17 protein-coding genes and 1 pseudogene are annotated in these 16,199 nt (G+C 36.4%); 7 read left to right on the top strand and 11 right to left on the bottom strand.

Translation table 11 applies throughout. From position 1 onward, the window contains the following. The first annotated feature begins 126 nt into the window (after positions 1 to 126). The gene (locus HPT25_RS19550; protein ID WP_173068041.1) at positions 127 to 354 is read left to right on the top strand and encodes a hypothetical protein; all 228 of its coding nucleotides are present in this window, start codon (positions 127 to 129) and stop codon (positions 352 to 354) included. Positions 355 to 674: 320 nt separating this feature from the next. Continuing rightward, positions 675 to 885: pseudogene (locus HPT25_RS19545) on the top strand (IS3 family transposase); the annotation flags it as partial. A gap of 186 nt (positions 886 to 1,071) precedes the next feature. On the opposite strand, the gene HPT25_RS19540 reads toward HPT25_RS19545, so the two are convergent. From HPT25_RS19540 to HPT25_RS19515, 6 genes are all read right to left on the bottom strand, one after another. After that, on the bottom strand, positions 1,072 to 1,275 hold the full coding sequence (locus tag HPT25_RS19540) for a hypothetical protein (RefSeq protein WP_173068038.1): 204 nt from the start codon (positions 1,273 to 1,275) through the stop codon (positions 1,072 to 1,074). 243 nt (positions 1,276 to 1,518) lie between these two features. Next, a complete protein-coding gene (locus tag HPT25_RS19535; RefSeq protein ID WP_173068035.1) occupies positions 1,519 to 1,821 on the bottom strand; it encodes a hypothetical protein in 303 nt (100 codons plus the stop codon). A gap of 563 nt (positions 1,822 to 2,384) precedes the next feature. Continuing rightward, on the bottom strand, positions 2,385 to 2,723 hold the full coding sequence (locus tag HPT25_RS19530; RefSeq protein WP_173068032.1) for a hypothetical protein: 339 nt from the start codon (positions 2,721 to 2,723) through the stop codon (positions 2,385 to 2,387). Between the two features lie 360 nt (positions 2,724 to 3,083). Further along, positions 3,084 to 3,848: a M23 family metallopeptidase gene (locus HPT25_RS19525; protein ID WP_173068029.1), complete on the bottom strand. Its 765-nt coding sequence runs from the start codon at positions 3,846 to 3,848 to the stop codon at positions 3,084 to 3,086. A 456-nt stretch (positions 3,849 to 4,304) separates the two neighbouring features. Continuing rightward, entirely contained in the window at positions 4,305 to 4,967 is a 663-nt protein-coding gene (locus tag HPT25_RS19520) for a hypothetical protein (RefSeq protein ID WP_173068026.1), read from the bottom strand. 167 nt (positions 4,968 to 5,134) lie between these two features. Then, positions 5,135 to 6,226 carry a low temperature requirement protein A gene (locus HPT25_RS19515; protein WP_173068023.1) on the bottom strand — a complete coding sequence of 364 codons (1,092 nt, stop codon included), beginning with the start codon at positions 6,224 to 6,226 and terminating at the stop codon, positions 5,135 to 5,137. A gap of 243 nt (positions 6,227 to 6,469) precedes the next feature. On the opposite strand from HPT25_RS19515, the gene HPT25_RS19510 reads away from it, so the two are divergent. Then, complete coding sequence (locus HPT25_RS19510; protein WP_173068020.1) at positions 6,470 to 6,838, top strand: hypothetical protein; 369 nt, start codon at positions 6,470 to 6,472, stop codon at positions 6,836 to 6,838. A gap of 169 nt (positions 6,839 to 7,007) precedes the next feature. On the opposite strand, the gene HPT25_RS19505 is transcribed toward HPT25_RS19510, so the two are convergent. Further along, on the bottom strand, positions 7,008 to 8,102 hold the full coding sequence (locus tag HPT25_RS19505; protein ID WP_173068017.1) for a PrsW family glutamic-type intramembrane protease: 1,095 nt from the start codon (positions 8,100 to 8,102) through the stop codon (positions 7,008 to 7,010). A gap of 146 nt (positions 8,103 to 8,248) precedes the next feature. Then, positions 8,249 to 9,337 carry an AI-2E family transporter gene (locus HPT25_RS19500; RefSeq protein WP_246277237.1) on the bottom strand — a complete coding sequence of 363 codons (1,089 nt, stop codon included), beginning with the start codon at positions 9,335 to 9,337 and terminating at the stop codon, positions 8,249 to 8,251. Positions 9,338 to 9,558: 221 nt separating this feature from the next. On the opposite strand from HPT25_RS19500, the gene HPT25_RS19495 reads away from it, so the two are divergent. Next, complete coding sequence (locus HPT25_RS19495) at positions 9,559 to 9,990, top strand: YndM family protein (RefSeq protein ID WP_173068011.1); 432 nt, start codon at positions 9,559 to 9,561, stop codon at positions 9,988 to 9,990. A gap of 129 nt (positions 9,991 to 10,119) precedes the next feature. On the opposite strand, the gene splB is transcribed toward HPT25_RS19495, so the two are convergent. The 3 genes from splB to cysK all read right to left on the bottom strand — a co-directional run bounded on the left by splB (position 10,120) and on the right by cysK (position 12,693). Then, positions 10,120 to 11,148, bottom strand: coding sequence for a spore photoproduct lyase (splB, locus tag HPT25_RS19490; protein WP_173068008.1), 1,029 nt, complete (start codon positions 11,146 to 11,148; stop codon positions 10,120 to 10,122). Further along, positions 11,141 to 11,398 (bottom strand): transcriptional regulator SplA domain-containing protein, encoded by a 258-nt coding sequence (locus tag HPT25_RS19485; protein WP_173071291.1) that lies wholly within the window; start codon positions 11,396 to 11,398, stop codon positions 11,141 to 11,143. Before HPT25_RS19485 ends, splB begins: the two co-directional genes overlap by 8 nt. 371 nt (positions 11,399 to 11,769) lie before the next feature. Then, positions 11,770 to 12,693 (bottom strand): cysteine synthase A, encoded by a 924-nt coding sequence (gene cysK, locus HPT25_RS19480; protein WP_173068005.1) that lies wholly within the window; start codon positions 12,691 to 12,693, stop codon positions 11,770 to 11,772. A 475-nt stretch (positions 12,694 to 13,168) separates the two neighbouring features. On the opposite strand from cysK, the gene HPT25_RS19475 reads away from it, so the two are divergent. The 3 genes from HPT25_RS19475 (at position 13,169) to HPT25_RS19465 (ending at position 16,189) form a co-directional block, all read left to right on the top strand. Further along, positions 13,169 to 14,005, top strand: coding sequence for a phosphodiester glycosidase family protein (locus tag HPT25_RS19475; RefSeq protein ID WP_217269766.1), 837 nt, complete (start codon positions 13,169 to 13,171; stop codon positions 14,003 to 14,005). Between the two features lie 12 nt (positions 14,006 to 14,017). Further along, positions 14,018 to 15,016, top strand: coding sequence for a hypothetical protein (locus tag HPT25_RS19470; protein WP_173067999.1), 999 nt, complete (start codon positions 14,018 to 14,020; stop codon positions 15,014 to 15,016). A 243-nt stretch (positions 15,017 to 15,259) separates the two neighbouring features. Next, positions 15,260 to 16,189 (top strand): ubiquinol oxidase subunit II, encoded by a 930-nt coding sequence (locus HPT25_RS19465; protein WP_246277236.1) that lies wholly within the window; start codon positions 15,260 to 15,262, stop codon positions 16,187 to 16,189. The last annotated feature ends 10 nt before the right edge of the window (positions 16,190 to 16,199 follow it).

Raw genomic sequence — 16,199 nt, 5'->3', positions numbered from 1 at the left:
ATGCAAAATAAATCATTTATAATCAAGTCATTTGTACAAGCCATTTCTTCCCCGTCTGAATAATTATAAGTGAATAACAAGTCTTTCTTTAAAGACTGAGTTTTTTAACAAAGTAGGTGAACAATATTGGCTAATAATAATTTTAGTTGGTCTGATGCAGTATGGAATCAAGGTAGTTCAGGCGATTCCGGCTGTCAACCAGCAATGGGACCTTCAACACCTCCATCTGTATCTCCTTCGGGTGCAAATATGACAAATAGCAATTACAATGTTTGTAACTGCGGAGATCCTAACAGCGACCGTGACAGAGGCAGCAGACGTCGTCGCTCAGGGGGACGTCGCTCAGGACGATAGAATTAGAATTTACCTCTTCTATCGTAGGATGACTTTGATTTCAAGATGTATAAACCTCTCAACCCGATATAAGTTAGCAAGCCCACCAATTACGCTTATTTAAAAGCAAACTTTTATTTTTGCTTTTTATCTTCCTTTGTATCACGGGGTAGGTGGGGTATGTATAACATTCAGGGGGATGAGTCTAGTCAATAAAAGAAGAGTGCAAATTGAACTGCACCTCCCAATTTAGACACTGTCTTAAATTGGGAGGTGCTTTTTTAAATTAAATACACATCTGAATTTAAAATTCAGGCTGTAAAAACTCACTTAAATAGATTATGTCTCGTATGGAAAATTGCTTAGATATCGCAGTAATGGAGAATTTCTTAGGCTTATTAAAGTCTAAATTTCATAACCTTAAAGAATTTGAGAGTATGAAGCATTTTAAAACAAGAATTAGAGATTTATGTTCACTATTATAATCACATGCTAATTAAAGCAAAATTAAAAAGCATGAGTCCAGTTCAATACCAAACTCATGCCCAGCAGCGGTCTTATTTCCCGTGTCTAAATTTGGGGTTCAGATCAAATGTTTGCCCTTTTTCTGCATTCTTTATCTTCGCACATTGATTGAAATCTTTGTCCATGCATTTATTTATATTTACTTTTCAAATACTTGTGATGTTTATAGAAGAACGTTACCCAATGATCTCCAACCCATTGGTAATAAATTTTTTATCCATAATGAATCCATTGACTACCATTCCAATAATACCAGCCATAGGTTCCACTCCATATCCATCCTGTCCAAGCTCCAGTACTATTGTCGAAGTACCACCAATAACCAGTTTGATAGGTTAGATCCAGCCTTCCCCTCCAAGGTTGCCCATTAACGTAATAGTATAAACGTCCATCGTTTCCTCTAGTAAAACCGTTCAAAAAATCACTTCCTTTCAACTAGAAATATTCTTATTAGCCAAAATCTATCTCTTTGATAAGGGAAAGTTTTGTAAGCAATCCATACAATTTATATTTTTTGACCAATGCCATCATTAGCTTTCTTCGATATCGATAACAAATAAGCGCCAGTAAACAAAGAAGGAATGTCACGATGTTGCACATTCCTTCTTTGGAGTGAAAGTAAAATCCAACTATCATCTTTAGAATTGAAATCCCAAAATGTTAGGAACGGCGTCCTGAACGACGTTCTCCTGAGCGACGACGTCTGCTCCCTCTGTCGCGGTCGCGGCCACGATCACGGTCACTTGCAGGATCCCCGCAGTTGCAAACATTGTAATTGCTATTTGTCATATTTGCAGCTGACGGACCCGCAGGTGATGGAGCAGCTGCTGATGGGGCCATTGCTGATGGAGCCATTGCTGATGGAGCCGAAGGTGTAGCTGCAGTAGGTCCCATTGGTGCTTGTCCAGTATAGTAGTCTTTCTTATTGTTCCATGCTGATCCAGACCATTTAAAATTTGACATTATTCTTCACCTCTGTTTGAGTATTATAACAATTCTGCTATTTAACAGCCTTGTTATTTACTTATAATTATTCTGATCGAGGTCATATGGCTTGTACAAATGGCTGATAAGCAAATATACAATTTTTTAAAAAGAGCCCTTTTCACAAAGGAGAGAGGGGAAAGGATTGGAGTAAATTTATAAATATTTAGATAGAGAAGAAATACTCGTACACTTATACGGTAATTCCCTATTTTTTTGCAAAAATGAGTTTTTTCGAGGAATAATAGGTGAAGTAGAATCGAGGCAACCTATCATAAGAATTTATTCACAGTTTGTACGTACCGCGAGAACACCATGTTTCCCCCCATTAATATTAGATATTCTTTCTCTTTGTTAGGGACAAGTTATGTAAGCAATCCGTATAATTTATATCCTTTTACAATGTCATTATTAGCTTTCTTTGATATCGATAACAAATAAGCGTCAATAAATAAAGAAGGAATGTCACGATGTTGCACATTCCTTCTTTGGAGTGAAATTAAAATCCACTACCATCGTTAATGAATTGAAATGCCAAAATGTCAGGAACGGCGTCCTGAGCGACTTCCTGAGCGGCGACGTCTGCTGCTTCTGTCACGGTCACGGTCACGGTCACGGTCACGGTCGCGGCCACGATCACGGTCACTTGCAGGATCCCCGCAGTTACAAACATTGTAATTGCTATTTGTCATATTTGCAGCTGACGGACCAGCAGGTGATGGACCAGCAGGTGATGGACCAGCAGCTGACGGAGCAGCAGCTGATGGAGTCATTGCTGATGGAGCCGAAGGTGTAGCTGCAGTAGGACCCATTGGTGCTTGTCCAGTATAGTAGTCTTTCTTATTGTTCCATGCTGATTCAGACCATTTAAAATTTGACATTATTCTTCACCTCCGTTTGAATGTTATAACAATTCTGTTATTTAACAGCCTTGTTATTTACTTATAATTATTCAGACTGGGGTGATATGGCTTGTACAAATGACTGATAAGCAAATATACAATTTTTTAAAAAAATCCCTCTCAAAAAGTTGAGAGGGGAAACGAAAGTGAAATAGGATTGGAATAAATTTATAAATATTTAGATAGAGAAGATCTGCTTGTACACTTATATGGTAATTCCCGATTTTTTTGCAAAAATGAGCATTTGCGAGATAAAATAGGCGAAGTGGAATCGAGGCGGCTATAAAAAGAATTTGTTCTAAAAAAGTACGCACCACGAGGGAACCTTGTAGCACCCCACTAATCGTAGGTGTTGCTTGCCAGTGAATTACCATTATTAGGGTCAAAATACCACCACTGACCACCAATGTACTGCCATCCTGAAGCAATCGAACCGTTTGGAAATTGGTAGTAATAGCTCCCTTGTTCCCACAACCACCCTGTCCAGGCTCCAGTATCATCTTGAAGGTACCAGCGCCCGACAGGTCCGCGACTCCGATCAAAAATCCATCCTTTCGAGAGTACGCCATTATTATAACCGTAATTTTTTCCATTTTGCTGCACCCAATTGACCGAAGAAAAGTTTTCCGGATATATACCAACCATCGTCCAGTTGCAAGTTGCATTCGTTCCCATTGGATTTCCCCGATAACTACTATCACCACTGCCCGCGCTGCTGCATCGATAGGAAGATTTAGGGATATATCGGGCAAAATGAACATGAGGTCCTGTTGTATATCCCGATTGTCCCACGTGTCCAATTAATTCTCCCGCTTGAATTCTTTTGCACAGTCGTGCTTGTAAACCAGGAACAGGGTCAACATGAATATACTCAGTGAAGAACCCATCGTCGCCTAAAATCGCTATACCATTAGCATCAGAGCATTGTCTAGGTATTACCCTATTGCTATTGGGAAAATCGGGATCTGGTTGAGTGCTAAAACATGTGGAATCTCCGTAAACAAATACTAAAGTCCCGGCCTCTACCGCATACACAGGTTCTCCCCATTGGATGCCATCAAATCCTAAATCTCTGGCTCCCCAAATATGACAATCTTGATACATTATAACTTGTCTTGACGAATGAAAAGGACTTCGTTGATATTGATATGGCAATTATTATTTCAGCCCCTTTTTTCATAGAATGATGCATTATAAATTTATGAAAAAAAATGACAAACGCTTGTCCGTTTGTCCTAGAAGCCAAAAAAAGTAAACCCCCGTTTTCAGTTACTTCTATTTTTTATGGGAAATCTTTGCTACAGACACACATTTTCTTTTTTTCATTCAAGTTCACTTTTTCAACCCCTCATATTCAGGTCAACTTTTATGCATTGCCTTACAAGAATGGAATCAGAGAAACGTTGATTTTACAGAAATGGATTAAAAGTTGTATGAATGATAATTTTCCAAACAAAAAAGCCTAGGAATACCTAGGCTTGAATTATACCCTTCTAATATTCTTCCCCATCATTTTGGTACGCTGTTTCAGCGTATATCCATCTTTGATTCTACAACTTTTCAACTTCCAGACAATTGTTTGACAATAGCAGATATTAATGGATTCAATGGATTTATAATAGTCCTTGATGTTTGATTTTCAATTTGCTTGGATGCATCGACCATTGATAATTGAGCAACAGAAATGACTTTATTTTCATTTCTAATGATTTGATTTAGAAAATTATAGAGTTCTTGATTGTATTCTACTATTTGTCCTTGCATTAATAAGTCAAAAGCATTGTCTAAAACCATAACCTCTAAATCTACAGGCTTTTGATTGTTATAAACATATTGATTCAGTCGTTCCATAGTTCCTTTTACAGTCGCTGGATTTGTAAATAGAATGATCTGCGGTTCATTTATATTACTTATGTATTCAAAGTAGGGTTCATCAATTTTTATAATTGGCACCGATATAGAAAGTTGGTCTTCCTGTAAAATAGCAATATAGTTTGTACAAGTAACAAGAATGGCGTCCACATGACATTGGGAAATCCACTCTATTTGATCTTTAACTTTCTTTTGTGCATCAGCTGATTTGAAGTTCTCATCGGATGTAACTCGATTCATTAATCCAGGGTCAACAAAATGAAGTAATTCAATATCATAAGAGGAAAGTGCATTTTCGATATAATCTATATTCGAATAATGAGCGTGTAAACATCCTAATTTCTTTTTCAATTAATTCCACCTCGATATTTTTCTGATTATTCTATCAGAATACAGATGGAAATGTCTATGAATCTGAGGATAAAATGCCCTCCCTTTTCATTTTCAAGCAAAACGAGAGATATGCAATTCACAGGTTTTCGTTCCAAACCTATCTGTAATTTATATTTTTCAACCGATTAAATAGTTGTGACTTTGGCGTAAATACTAAAAAAAAGTGCCAGTTCTCCCATAATCACGATATTTGGCATTACTATTATGAGATTAATGGAAAAAAAGGCAGTTAAAATGGCAAGAAATCCTCCTAAATGATACAGTTTCAAGCGGTGTTGTATTTGCCTATATTGATGAAACACAATGGTGGTCGCAATGAAATAAAGCAGCACAGAACCGAAAATGAAATATAGCATAAATGAGTAATTCAATTCTTTTAAAAACATGAGCTTAATCGACGCAGCAATGCTGCTCAAAGACATAAGGATTAATAAGTGTCCATATACGATGGTTTGTCCTGTCCCTTTAACCGATTTATTCACCCTCTTTTCCACATTATCAAAATACTGCCACCACATTGCGACTATGACGATGAATGAACAAATAGAAAATAATATGGAATCCCATTTCCCTTTCTGTGGCTCGAGCACAGAAATGATGTTAACAACTGATTCTCCAAAAAGAATCAAGGTCAATAGAGAATAACGCTCTAATAAATGAGCTGTATGGGTTGGAAATTTTGCTAGGTGTATTCGACCAAATATAGGAATAAACATGTCAACAAGTATTCCAGTGTACAGCACCATATATCGAACCCATGTATAAAAGAAGATCGAGAGAAACGAAATGAAAATTCCTATCCAAAAGTAGGTTCCTAAGAATTTCGATACTATTTTTGCCTCGCCTTGCTCCAGACGTTGGACAACGAGATACTGTATCGCTGTTAGCGATCTTAATCCAACATACCCGATCAGAAAAGGAAGATAATACTGATTAAAATCCACTGATAAGCTCGAAATCATAATCAAAACAAAGAACATTTGTGTGATCATGAACATTCGCTGATGCAAAAGATCTTGGCCAAACCTGTTAGTGAACATCGTTTGTCCAGTCCAAGCCCACCAGATGGGAATAAATATCAAGATAAATTTCATTAGATATTCAAAAGGAATATTTCCACCTTCTACATGAAATAAAACACGTGTGGCCGTAGAAACTGCCGCTACAAACAGCAGATCTTCAAAAAGCTCTAACCAAGTCACTTTCTTTTCTTCCATCTCGTCTCCTCCCCAAAGGCATTTTGAAAAACACTACATTCATAATAGAATGAAAATTAGGCCTTTTTTACAGTTTAATTGAAATAGCCAACTTATTATATATAAATTATGTTATGACTGATATCAATTATGAAGAGAACTATCTTTATATCGTCCTTTTTATTTTGAATATCACTTATTTTATTGATAAAATAAAAAAATGATTATTAAAAAATGAGATCAAGATTGCTAAGGGGATTTAAAATGGGTAAATTAATTAAATTACTAATGTTAGTTGTTTCAGCTTGTGTTTTGATATTTATTATTGTTGGTGTTATTAAAGGTGTTTCCAATATTGCAAATGAGTCAAAAATACCACAGCATAGCGCCTCAACCTTACCCGGTAAAAAAGAATACGATAAGGTCAGGGTTGGCGAACCCATGACAGGAAAAGGCGGCATGACTCTAAAGGAAGTGGAGAAACTCCTGGGGAAATCAACCAGTGAAACAGTTGGTCAAACTGGGAATCAGGAGATGATCATTTATACCTTTGCAGCAAATGCAGGCCCGAATTCGATAATGGTTACTTTTATAAATGGTCACGCTTCTGGAAAATCCCAAACAGGTTTATAAACCATTTTTTCATATTAGGTAAAAAGAAAAGGATAGATTAAACAGAAACAATTCTGCTTAAATCTATCCTTTTTTGTGCTTATATAACCCTTTTACTTCGCCACAAATGATTTTCTTGATAAAATCCGAACCGTCGACTAAATTCCTGGCAACTATTGCAAAAGCTTGTTTAGGACGGTTTTGGTTCCATTGGATGTTGGCTTAACTCCCACTTCTTATTTGCAATTTCCTTTAGGCCGAATCGAATTAATAGGAACACGATAAACCATGAACCAGACATCAGAAGGATTTGCCCGATAGGATAAATTCCGTGTAATGGAGAATCCCATAATGCATGCATTGCCACAACCAGGAAAAAAATACCTATAAATTTTGGTCTTAGCAGCATATTAAGATTAAAATGGTTTTCCCCTTGCACAATGCAAATGGCCGCACCTGTTAAAGCCGCCCATGCAACATGTCCGCCTGGAGCAAAAATACTGCGGAACAAAATCGTGAAATAAAGAGAATGAAAACTCCCGGAAAGTAAGGACCTTAAGGCATATCCCGCTGTTTCAAATGCCGCAAAACCAGCTCCGATGGCAGCTCCAATCAGAAGACCATTTAGCACATATCTGTACTTGATATTGCGAACAAAGAAAATGACGGCAATTACTTTTGCCAATTCTTCTGTAATTCCAATTGTTATTGGATTGATATTATTTCTTCCAAGGATATCGTAAAAAATCAATGCTACCAAAAGAGCAATGATTCCCCCGATAAATACTACATAGACAATTTTATAAATCGCGATATTTTGTGGTGCATTCATTTCCCAAAAGAAAATCAATGTCGTAAATGGAACAGCAAAAGCACCTACAACAATCAACCCTGGGACAAAATTAATATTATTGAAAATACTTACGCCTATATACAATCCAATATATGCAATGATGGCGATGATAAAAACTCTGGAAAATAACCAGGGTTTAGGCCATGTATCAGTTACTTCTTCTATTTTTGGAGTTGTAAGAGCTGTTCCTACAATAAAAAGGCGCTCCGCTTCGGTGTCTGTATGCTTTCGAAATACCCTTGAGAAAATATTGCGAAGTTTCGGGTCAACGGAACGTTTTTCTCTTGGAAGCCCATCTGCCTTTTCTGCAAACCAGTAAAAGATACTGAATTTCTCATGATGGAAGTTTTCACGCTGAAAGAACTCATGACCGCAATTCATGCAGAAATTAGTCCCATCCGGATTTTCATGTTCGCAAGAACGACACTTCAAATTCTCTCCCCCGTTTCATAAGTGAAGGTATTCTTTCTATAATTAGTTATGCGCATAAAAAAAAGAACCATGCAGAAGCATTGGTCCCAAATCAACATAAGTCATTGTTTGCCTATAAATATAAAGAAAATTTTGCAACAGGATGTTTATGGAATGTTGGCATGTTTTCGTACCTTCAAAAATTTCACAATACAGATTACTATGGTTTTCCCTACCGCATAAGATGGAACAGCCAAGATCATTCCCAATACACCCGCAAGATTTCCTGCTGCTAAGAGAATAATAATAATCGTAGCAGGATGAATATCAAGACTTTTTCCGAGAATAAGCGGTGATAATAAATTAGATTCAATTTGCTGTGAAACAATAAGTACGGCCAATACTAACAGGACCTTTGTTGGTGAGTCAAAGAACGCGACAATAATTGCCGGAACTGCACCAATAATCAACCCAATATACGGAATAAAATAAGTAGTTGCAATTGCTAATCCCATGACTAAGGCGAATGGCAAATGAATAATGAGATAACCTATAAATGCCATTGTACCAACAGATAACGCAACAGCAATCTGCCCATGTATATATGTAGAAAGTGTTTCGCCTGTCTCTTTCAAAATAGTCAGGCCTTCCTCTCTTAAATCTGCCGGAAAAAAGCGCGATAAAGCGAGAGGAAACTTATGCCCATCCTTTAACATATAAAATAGTAAAAACGGAACAGTGGCAAGAATAACCGCGATATTTGCAATTACACCAATTATATTTGTAATACTATAAGTGATTCGCTCTGGTAATGTATTAGCAAGGCCTGTCACCTTTAATTCCAATGATTGAATTAGATTTTGCTGAGAATTGATCACCCATTTAAACTCCGATGTTTGGGCTAATTGGTTAAAATATTGCACTGTCCGATTGGCGTACTCAGGAAGTGCTACAGCAAGAGCGGTAAACTGCTTGCTTATATATGGAACAAGGTTTCCGGCAATAATAACGATGATTCCTACAGCTGCTACATAAATAATCAGAATGGCAACAGCTCTCGGTAATCCTTTACGATATAGGAACTGTACCACGGGATTTAACAAAAAAAATAAAAACCCTGCAATAATAATCGGAAAGAATAAAGTTGAAATAAAAATGCCAATTGGACGAAATAAGAAATCAACCTTAGAAGACACATAAATAATCGATAAAAATAACAGAATTTGGATGAGCCAATATTGAAATTTTCTTTTCAACTTCATTTCCCTCAATCTTTTTAATAATTTTAAAACATATAATCATTTTACCCATTCCCTTTATTTTCCCTAATGGAATGTTATTTCATGTTTATTTAACCAATTTTACCTTAATTATTAAATTTTATCACTTCATCCCTATTATGGTCATCACCTTTTAGTAAAAGCGATGAATGGATTTTGATCGGATTGACCAAAATGGAGGATGAGGAGGTGGAACAATGATTAAGCTAATTGCTTTGATTTTGAAATTTGTGACATGTTTGGTAGCCTATGCTGTTGGGCTTGATTTATTCTTCCGTGCATCATGGACAGATGTCGTTTGGTTCAGCGCTTTAACGACAGTTGTTTCTTATTTAGCAGGCGACAGAATTTTACTGCCGCGGATTGGAAAAGGAAATGCCTTAATTGCTGATTTTCTCCTTTCCTATATGGTGGTTTGGATATTTGGAAGTGTTCTATTGCATAATTATATGCAAATTGCTTGGGGAAGTATTATTTCAGCTGTCATTATAGTGGCTGGAGAGGTTCTCGTTCACAGATTGCTTTTGGGTTCCCATAATGAGGTGAACCATAAACACAGCAATGTTTCTAATAAGTTTGCATACGGAATGGAAATGTCTGAGGAAAACGAACCATTAAGTAAAAAATAATATCCATTTTAGAAAAAGGTCATTCCAAATTTATGACCTTTTTCTATTCTTTTTCCTCTTATCCACTGTTAAATATAACTTTATATCCGATCCCTGCTTGATCAACCCATTCTTATTTAAAAGAAGTGTTCAAGTAAAATACTCAATTTTGGCTTCTGGAAAATAGGTGTGGATATATGTCCCAAGTGTATCTTTTATATCTTCCTGTTCTTGATCAGTATACACATATTTTCCGATCCCATATCTTCCCCATTTCCATTTTCTCTTTGATTCGTCAAGTTCCAACTTTGTCATGGGATAATTTTTTTGAATAACGTTTTTTGCCGGTTTTGTGAATCGATGCTGAATCATTTCGAAGGTTAAATCTTTTTTAGCTGGATTAGGGAGCTCAGCCTCCAGTTTTTCAAACATTTCCTTGTAACCTTCCTTCCATCCTTCATGAAGATAAATTGGTGCGATAATAAAGCCTAATGGATACCCAGCTTCAGCCACCTTCCCTGCTGCTTCTATTCTCTCTTGTTGTCGAGATGTCCCTGGTTCAAACGTTTTAATGATATAATCATCATTCATACTAAACCGGAATCGTGTTCGTCCATTATGTTTAGCATCCAGTAAATGATCAACATGTGCAAATTTGGTTACAAAGCGAAGTTTACCATATTCTGTTTGACCGAAAAATTCTATAGCATGTTTTAATGTATGTGTTAAATGATCGACTCCCACCACATCTGATGTACAAGAAGCTTCAAATCGGGTCTCCTCAGGAGCTCTTTCCTTCATATAATTTTCCGCTGCATCAAAAATTTCCTCAATATTCACATATGTACGTATATATGGCTTACTGCCCATTGTTGTTTGCAAATAACAATAATGGCAATGACCCATACAACCTGTAACAAAGGGAATAGCATACTCTGCGGATGGCTTTGAAGTATCGAACTTTAATGTCTTTCTTACTCCAACAACTAAAGTAGATTTTGCAATGCGATATCGCTGGAAGTCTGTTTCACCTGGAAGATTACGTATTTGATTGTGTGATGTTGTTTGTCTGATTTCAATCCCCATTTCTTCAAATTTAGAAACGAGCTTTTTTCCTAATGGGTATTCCAATGCGCGTGGCTCTATATAAACAAGCTGTGGAACAAAAGGTTTAACCATAATATCCCTCATATTCACTGAAGCCAAATGCCTCATAATATGCACTTTCAGCCTCTGATGCTGTCAGATATACTGCCAATTCATCCGTTAATGGATAGTATGTTTCATACAGGAATAATGCTAATTGACCTGGCATTTCAGGATGTTGAACAACTGCTGCTTGTTGGACATTGGCAACATCCTGTGCATGTGGATTCCGAATGATCACATAAACAATCTGCCCGGGCTGATAGGATTCATATATCGCCATAATAATCTGTCCTTTCTTTTTCACCATTCCAATTATGGTTAACACTCATAGGATACCCAGTTTTTGAAGATATCTATAAAAATTCATGCAAATACTTTGTGTATATTAATGATTATTATTAATTAATATACATATATCCTCCACTTATTGAGATTTTTTTCGTATGCTGCATGTAAATTAGTTTAAATCCCAGGCTTCATTTATCTCGACATTCAGCAGTTATTTTAAAAAATGTTGGTTTATCAATATTTTTTAAAAAGAGGCCGATTTATCCTTAAAACGTTATAAAATGAATAATAATAAAGTTGGACAAAATAAAAAAATCCCACAGATAAACTGCAGGATTTAAACTTTTTGGTAATCATTTACTTTTAAATCGGAAATAAGTCTGAAGAAAGGTATCTTTCTCCTGTATCAGGTGCTAATCCTAAAACGTTAGCAGAAGCAGGTAGGTTTTTGGCTATTTCTAATGCATAATAAATGGAAGCTGCTCCTGATGCGCCCACAAATATACCCTCCTCTGCAGCTAAACGTCGTGCAGTATTTTGAGCGTCATGATCTTCAATTAATAATATTTTATCAAAGATCGATCGATTTAAAATTTTCGGGATAAAACCGGGTCCAGTACCAGGAATTTTATGCGGTCCAGGTCTACCTCCTGATAATACAGGTGATCCGGCTGGTTCAACAACGTAAATTTTTAAATTTGGGATTTTTTCTTTCAATATCTCCCCAGTACCAGTTACAGTCCCGCCTGTCCCAGCGGTACATATGAATGCATCCAAATTCCCTTGAAATGATTCATAAATTTCAAGGGCCGTTGTGTCCCGATGAGCATCAGAATTGGCTGGATTCTCAAATTGCATGGGGATAAAGCAGTTCGGTAAATTTTCTGCCAATTGATATGCTTCTTTAATTGCCCCGCGCATGCCTTCCTCTGCCGGTGTTAGATACACTTCTGCACCATATGCTTTTAAAATTTTCACTCTTTCTTCTGTTGCATTATTTGGCATTGTAATAATACAACGGTATCCTTTAGCCGCACATACCATTGCTAAACCAATTCCGGTATTTCCACTTGTCGGCTCAATAATAACACTTTTTCCTGGTGCAATTTTTCCTTCTTCTTCTGCTTTTTTTAACATATTAAAAGCTGCACGGTCTTTAACACTTCCTCCAGGATTAAAGGATTCCAATTTAATATAAACGGAAGCGCCATTGGGGTTCGGTAAATGATTTAACTTGACAATTGGTGTATTTCCAATTAAATCTAGAATAGAATTGTACAATGTCATTTCAGTACTACCTTTCATCATTTTTATTTCACTGAAAAAATTATAAGCTAATATTGACGCAGTTTTCAATCCTGCCGTACCTAATCAAACTAAATGTTCTGGAAAGAAAAACCTATTTATCTTCCTGTTTTCCTATATCGATTTTACTATGGAGCAAGTAAAATCAGATCATTCTAAAATAAGGATTTTAGTAGTTTTAAACATGACAAATGCCTTAAAGACAGTTATCATATGTTTTTAATGGCTATGAAAATATTTTCGCAGCCAACTATTTCCCACTATCTTTTTTTCGCAGAACATTTTATTATATAGTGAGCAAGATTATAAAATTACTAATTTAAAAAAAGTAAAAAAGGTGTGAGTCTTATTGAAGTTCATAAAGTTCTTTTTTTATGTGCTTTTAACCTTCATATATGTCTGGGTTAGCAGTGTATTTTTAGTTTTCCATGGTCCATTTAACAATTTAAAAAATTATGTGATTAGTATTGTTTCAACTTCCATGCACCCGCAATATATAGAGCCGCTGTCATTATGGACAGTTTCTTTGGATGCAACGAAGCCGCAAATGAATAATGTTGCTGGTAAAGCTTCACCAATAAATGTAAGCTACAAAAATGTCAATGATTCATCTATCGAAGTGAAAGAATATCATTCATCTACTTTTTCAGCACAAATCATGCTCGTTCATGATCCAAAAAGAATTAAGGTAGCTGTAACAAAGTACAAGGGAGATGTAGGTGAAACGGTTAGTGAAATGGTAGCTGATGCTAACGCTGTTGCGGGAATCAATGGCGGTTCATTCAGTGACGTATCCTATCGCGGAACCGGAGGAATCCCATTAGGAAATACCATCCAGGACGGTAAATTTCTTACAGACGGTGGAACTGCTCCTACTATTGGATTTACCGATGAAGGTGTTTTAGTTGTTGGGACATACTCAAAGCAAGATTTAATCAATGATAATGTTACACAAGCTGTTACCTTTGGTCCGGTTCTTGTAAAAGACGGTGAAGGTGTCATCAATGGCGACGGCGGCTGGGGATATGCTCCGAGATCAGCCATCGGCCAGCGTGAAGACGGTACAGTCATTATGATCGTAACAGATGGAAGATTGATTCATGGTGCAGATAACCTTGGGGCATCCATGAAAGATTTAATGAATCTCATGCTTAAATACGGTGCTGTCAATGCTGCAAATCTAGATGGGGGTTCCTCAACCACAATGGTGAAAGATGGAGTATTGCTCAATCAGCCAAGTGATGTATTGGGAGAAAGAAAAGTAGCCACCAGTTTTGTGGTTATGCCGGAATAAGGAGATGGGATTATGAGAATTTTTTTATTATGTATTTTGCTCATCACTGGAATTGAAACAGGTGTATACTGGCATTACGACAGTTTGCTGAAAGGATCAGCTACAACCGTTTCCGGTAATGAAAATAAAACAAATGGTTTAATTAACAATGAAAAAAATAGCGGATCAAAGAATGAAATCCTGGCGGCAAATGAAAATGTTAATCAAATTGCCGTATCGGACAATCATCAACTTGCAGCATATGTTAATGATAAAAATGAACTGCATATTGTTAATTTATCAAACCAATCGGAATTGTATTCCACAACAGGACAAGAAAAAATTATATATTTAAAATGGATTCGAAATGACAGTTTGTTTATAGGAGTGAAAGGTGATAACAGCACCCTCATCTTAAAAACATTTCAAGTCGGATCTGAACAAGAAAGAACAATTGAAACATTTGATGGTGTTTCCAGTACTTCTACATTTAAATCCATTGTTTACAGCCCATTTACTAACGATGTTTATATTTTAATCGGCAACAAAGTTCGAACCAAAATGTATCACATTAATACAAATGGACATATGGCGGCCATGCAATTAAATCACGATTACATTATGAAACCAATGATGTTATCGACAAAAAATGAATTGTTCTACCAAGATGTAAATGATAATATTTGGGATCGAGAAGATGGCGTTACAAGCAAATTTAAAAATAACGCCGTGCCATTGGCCGTTTTTGACGACAGTTTTTATTACGGCTTGTTAAATGATGAAGGCAGAATATCATCTGTATATGTGTACGAAAAAGGAAACCGACAAAAAGTTGAGGACCTCCCTACCCCTGTTCATGCCAACAATATTGTGGTTAATCAGGATGGCAGCCTTACGATTCTTAAAACGGACTCTTATTACAATACGAAGACTGGCAAGTCAACGCCTCTTTCCGATAATGTACAAGCATACGTTGACAACAACACATTGTACATTGTGAAAAATAATAAAACCTACTTCGTTAATAACTAAAAGCTTGAGAAAATTCTCAAGCTTTTTTTTACGTTATGTTGCAATAACTTGAGAAATTATTTTGTAAACGATTCCAATGAAAGGGAATAACTTACATCCAAAAATGAACATTTTGTGACAATTAACATTTATATTAAAAATCTATATTCAAAATGCCTAATTTCTGTTATATTTATATAGCTTTTTACTATTATTATAGTATCTAAATTAAAAAATTAATTTTGTATGAAGGGGGAACTCACTTTGAGTAAAGGGATCCAATTCGCTAAATTTTCCTTTTTAGCCTTATTGGGTATGGTGCTTTTATCCGGGTGCGACAATAGCAAATATATTGTGCTCGACCCGAAAGGACCAGTCGGCCAACAAGAGCTGCATCTTATTATTATTTCTGTCATACTTTGTGCAATTGTTATCATTCCAGTTTTAGCAATTTTTGTGTATTTCGCGATTCGCTATCGTGATAAGCAAGGTAACAATGCACCATACCAACCTGAATGGGATGACAGTAAAGTTCTTGAAGTAGTTTGGTGGGGTATACCGATTGTTATTATTGCTGTCCTTGGTGTTTTCACAGCAAAGACTACATTAGCATTAACTAAACCACCGGTAAAAGACGTAAAACCGGTAGTTGTCCAAGTTACATCAATGGATTGGAAATGGATGTTTACCTATCCAGATAAAAAGGTTGCAACTGTCAATTACGCAGAGATCCCTGCTGGGGTACCAGTTCAATTCATTTTAACTTCTGATGCACCAATGAATTCATTCTGGGTTCCACAACTAGGCGGACAAGAATATACAATGCCTGGTATGTCCATGGGACTATGGCTGCAAGCAGATAAAACAGGAACATATTTCGGCTCCGGAGCAAACTTCACAGGAAAAGGATTTGCTCATATGCAATTTAAAGTAAAAGCTGTAACCCAAGATGAATTTAACAAATGGGCAGACGGCGTTAAGAAAAACTCTCCTGCCTTAACAAAAGCAGGATATGACAAATTGGCTAAACCAAGTCTAGTAAAAGAATTAAGCTACTCTTCTTACCCGAATGGTTTATTTGAAAGTATCGTAGATAAGAACGGTGGTAAGTATTATCATCACATGAGCAACATGGGTGATAGTAAATCTATGTCCGATATGTCCGGTATGGATATGAAGAAACATGATAATTAATCAGGAGGAA

The organism is Neobacillus endophyticus, from assembly GCF_013248975.1.
Taxonomy (GTDB): domain Bacteria; phylum Bacillota; class Bacilli; order Bacillales; family Cytobacillaceae; genus Neobacillus; species Neobacillus endophyticus.
This window is presented reverse-complemented; position numbering and strand designations above follow the sequence as displayed.

Coding starts and splice junctions, on each gene's coding strand:
- HPT25_RS19535 (WP_173068035.1), bottom strand. CDS start 1,821: ATGTCAAATTTTAAATGGTCTGGATCAGCATGGAACAATAAGAAAGAC.
- HPT25_RS19530 (WP_173068032.1), bottom strand. CDS start 2,723: ATGTCAAATTTTAAATGGTCTGAATCAGCATGGAACAATAAGAAAGAC.
- HPT25_RS19525 (WP_173068029.1), bottom strand. CDS start 3,848: ATGTATCAAGATTGTCATATTTGGGGAGCCAGAGATTTAGGATTTGAT.
- HPT25_RS19515 (WP_173068023.1), bottom strand. CDS start 6,226: ATGGAAGAAAAGAAAGTGACTTGGTTAGAGCTTTTTGAAGATCTGCTG.
- HPT25_RS19510 (WP_173068020.1), top strand. CDS start 6,470: ATGGGTAAATTAATTAAATTACTAATGTTAGTTGTTTCAGCTTGTGTT.
- HPT25_RS19495 (WP_173068011.1), top strand. CDS start 9,559: ATGATTAAGCTAATTGCTTTGATTTTGAAATTTGTGACATGTTTGGTA.
- splB (WP_173068008.1), bottom strand. CDS start 11,148: ATGGTTAAACCTTTTGTTCCACAGCTTGTTTATATAGAGCCACGCGCA.
- HPT25_RS19485 (WP_173071291.1), bottom strand. CDS start 11,398: ATGGCGATATATGAATCCTATCAGCCCGGGCAGATTGTTTATGTGATC.
- cysK (WP_173068005.1), bottom strand. CDS start 12,693: ATGACATTGTACAATTCTATTCTAGATTTAATTGGAAATACACCAATT.
- HPT25_RS19470 (WP_173067999.1), top strand. CDS start 14,018: ATGAGAATTTTTTTATTATGTATTTTGCTCATCACTGGAATTGAAACA.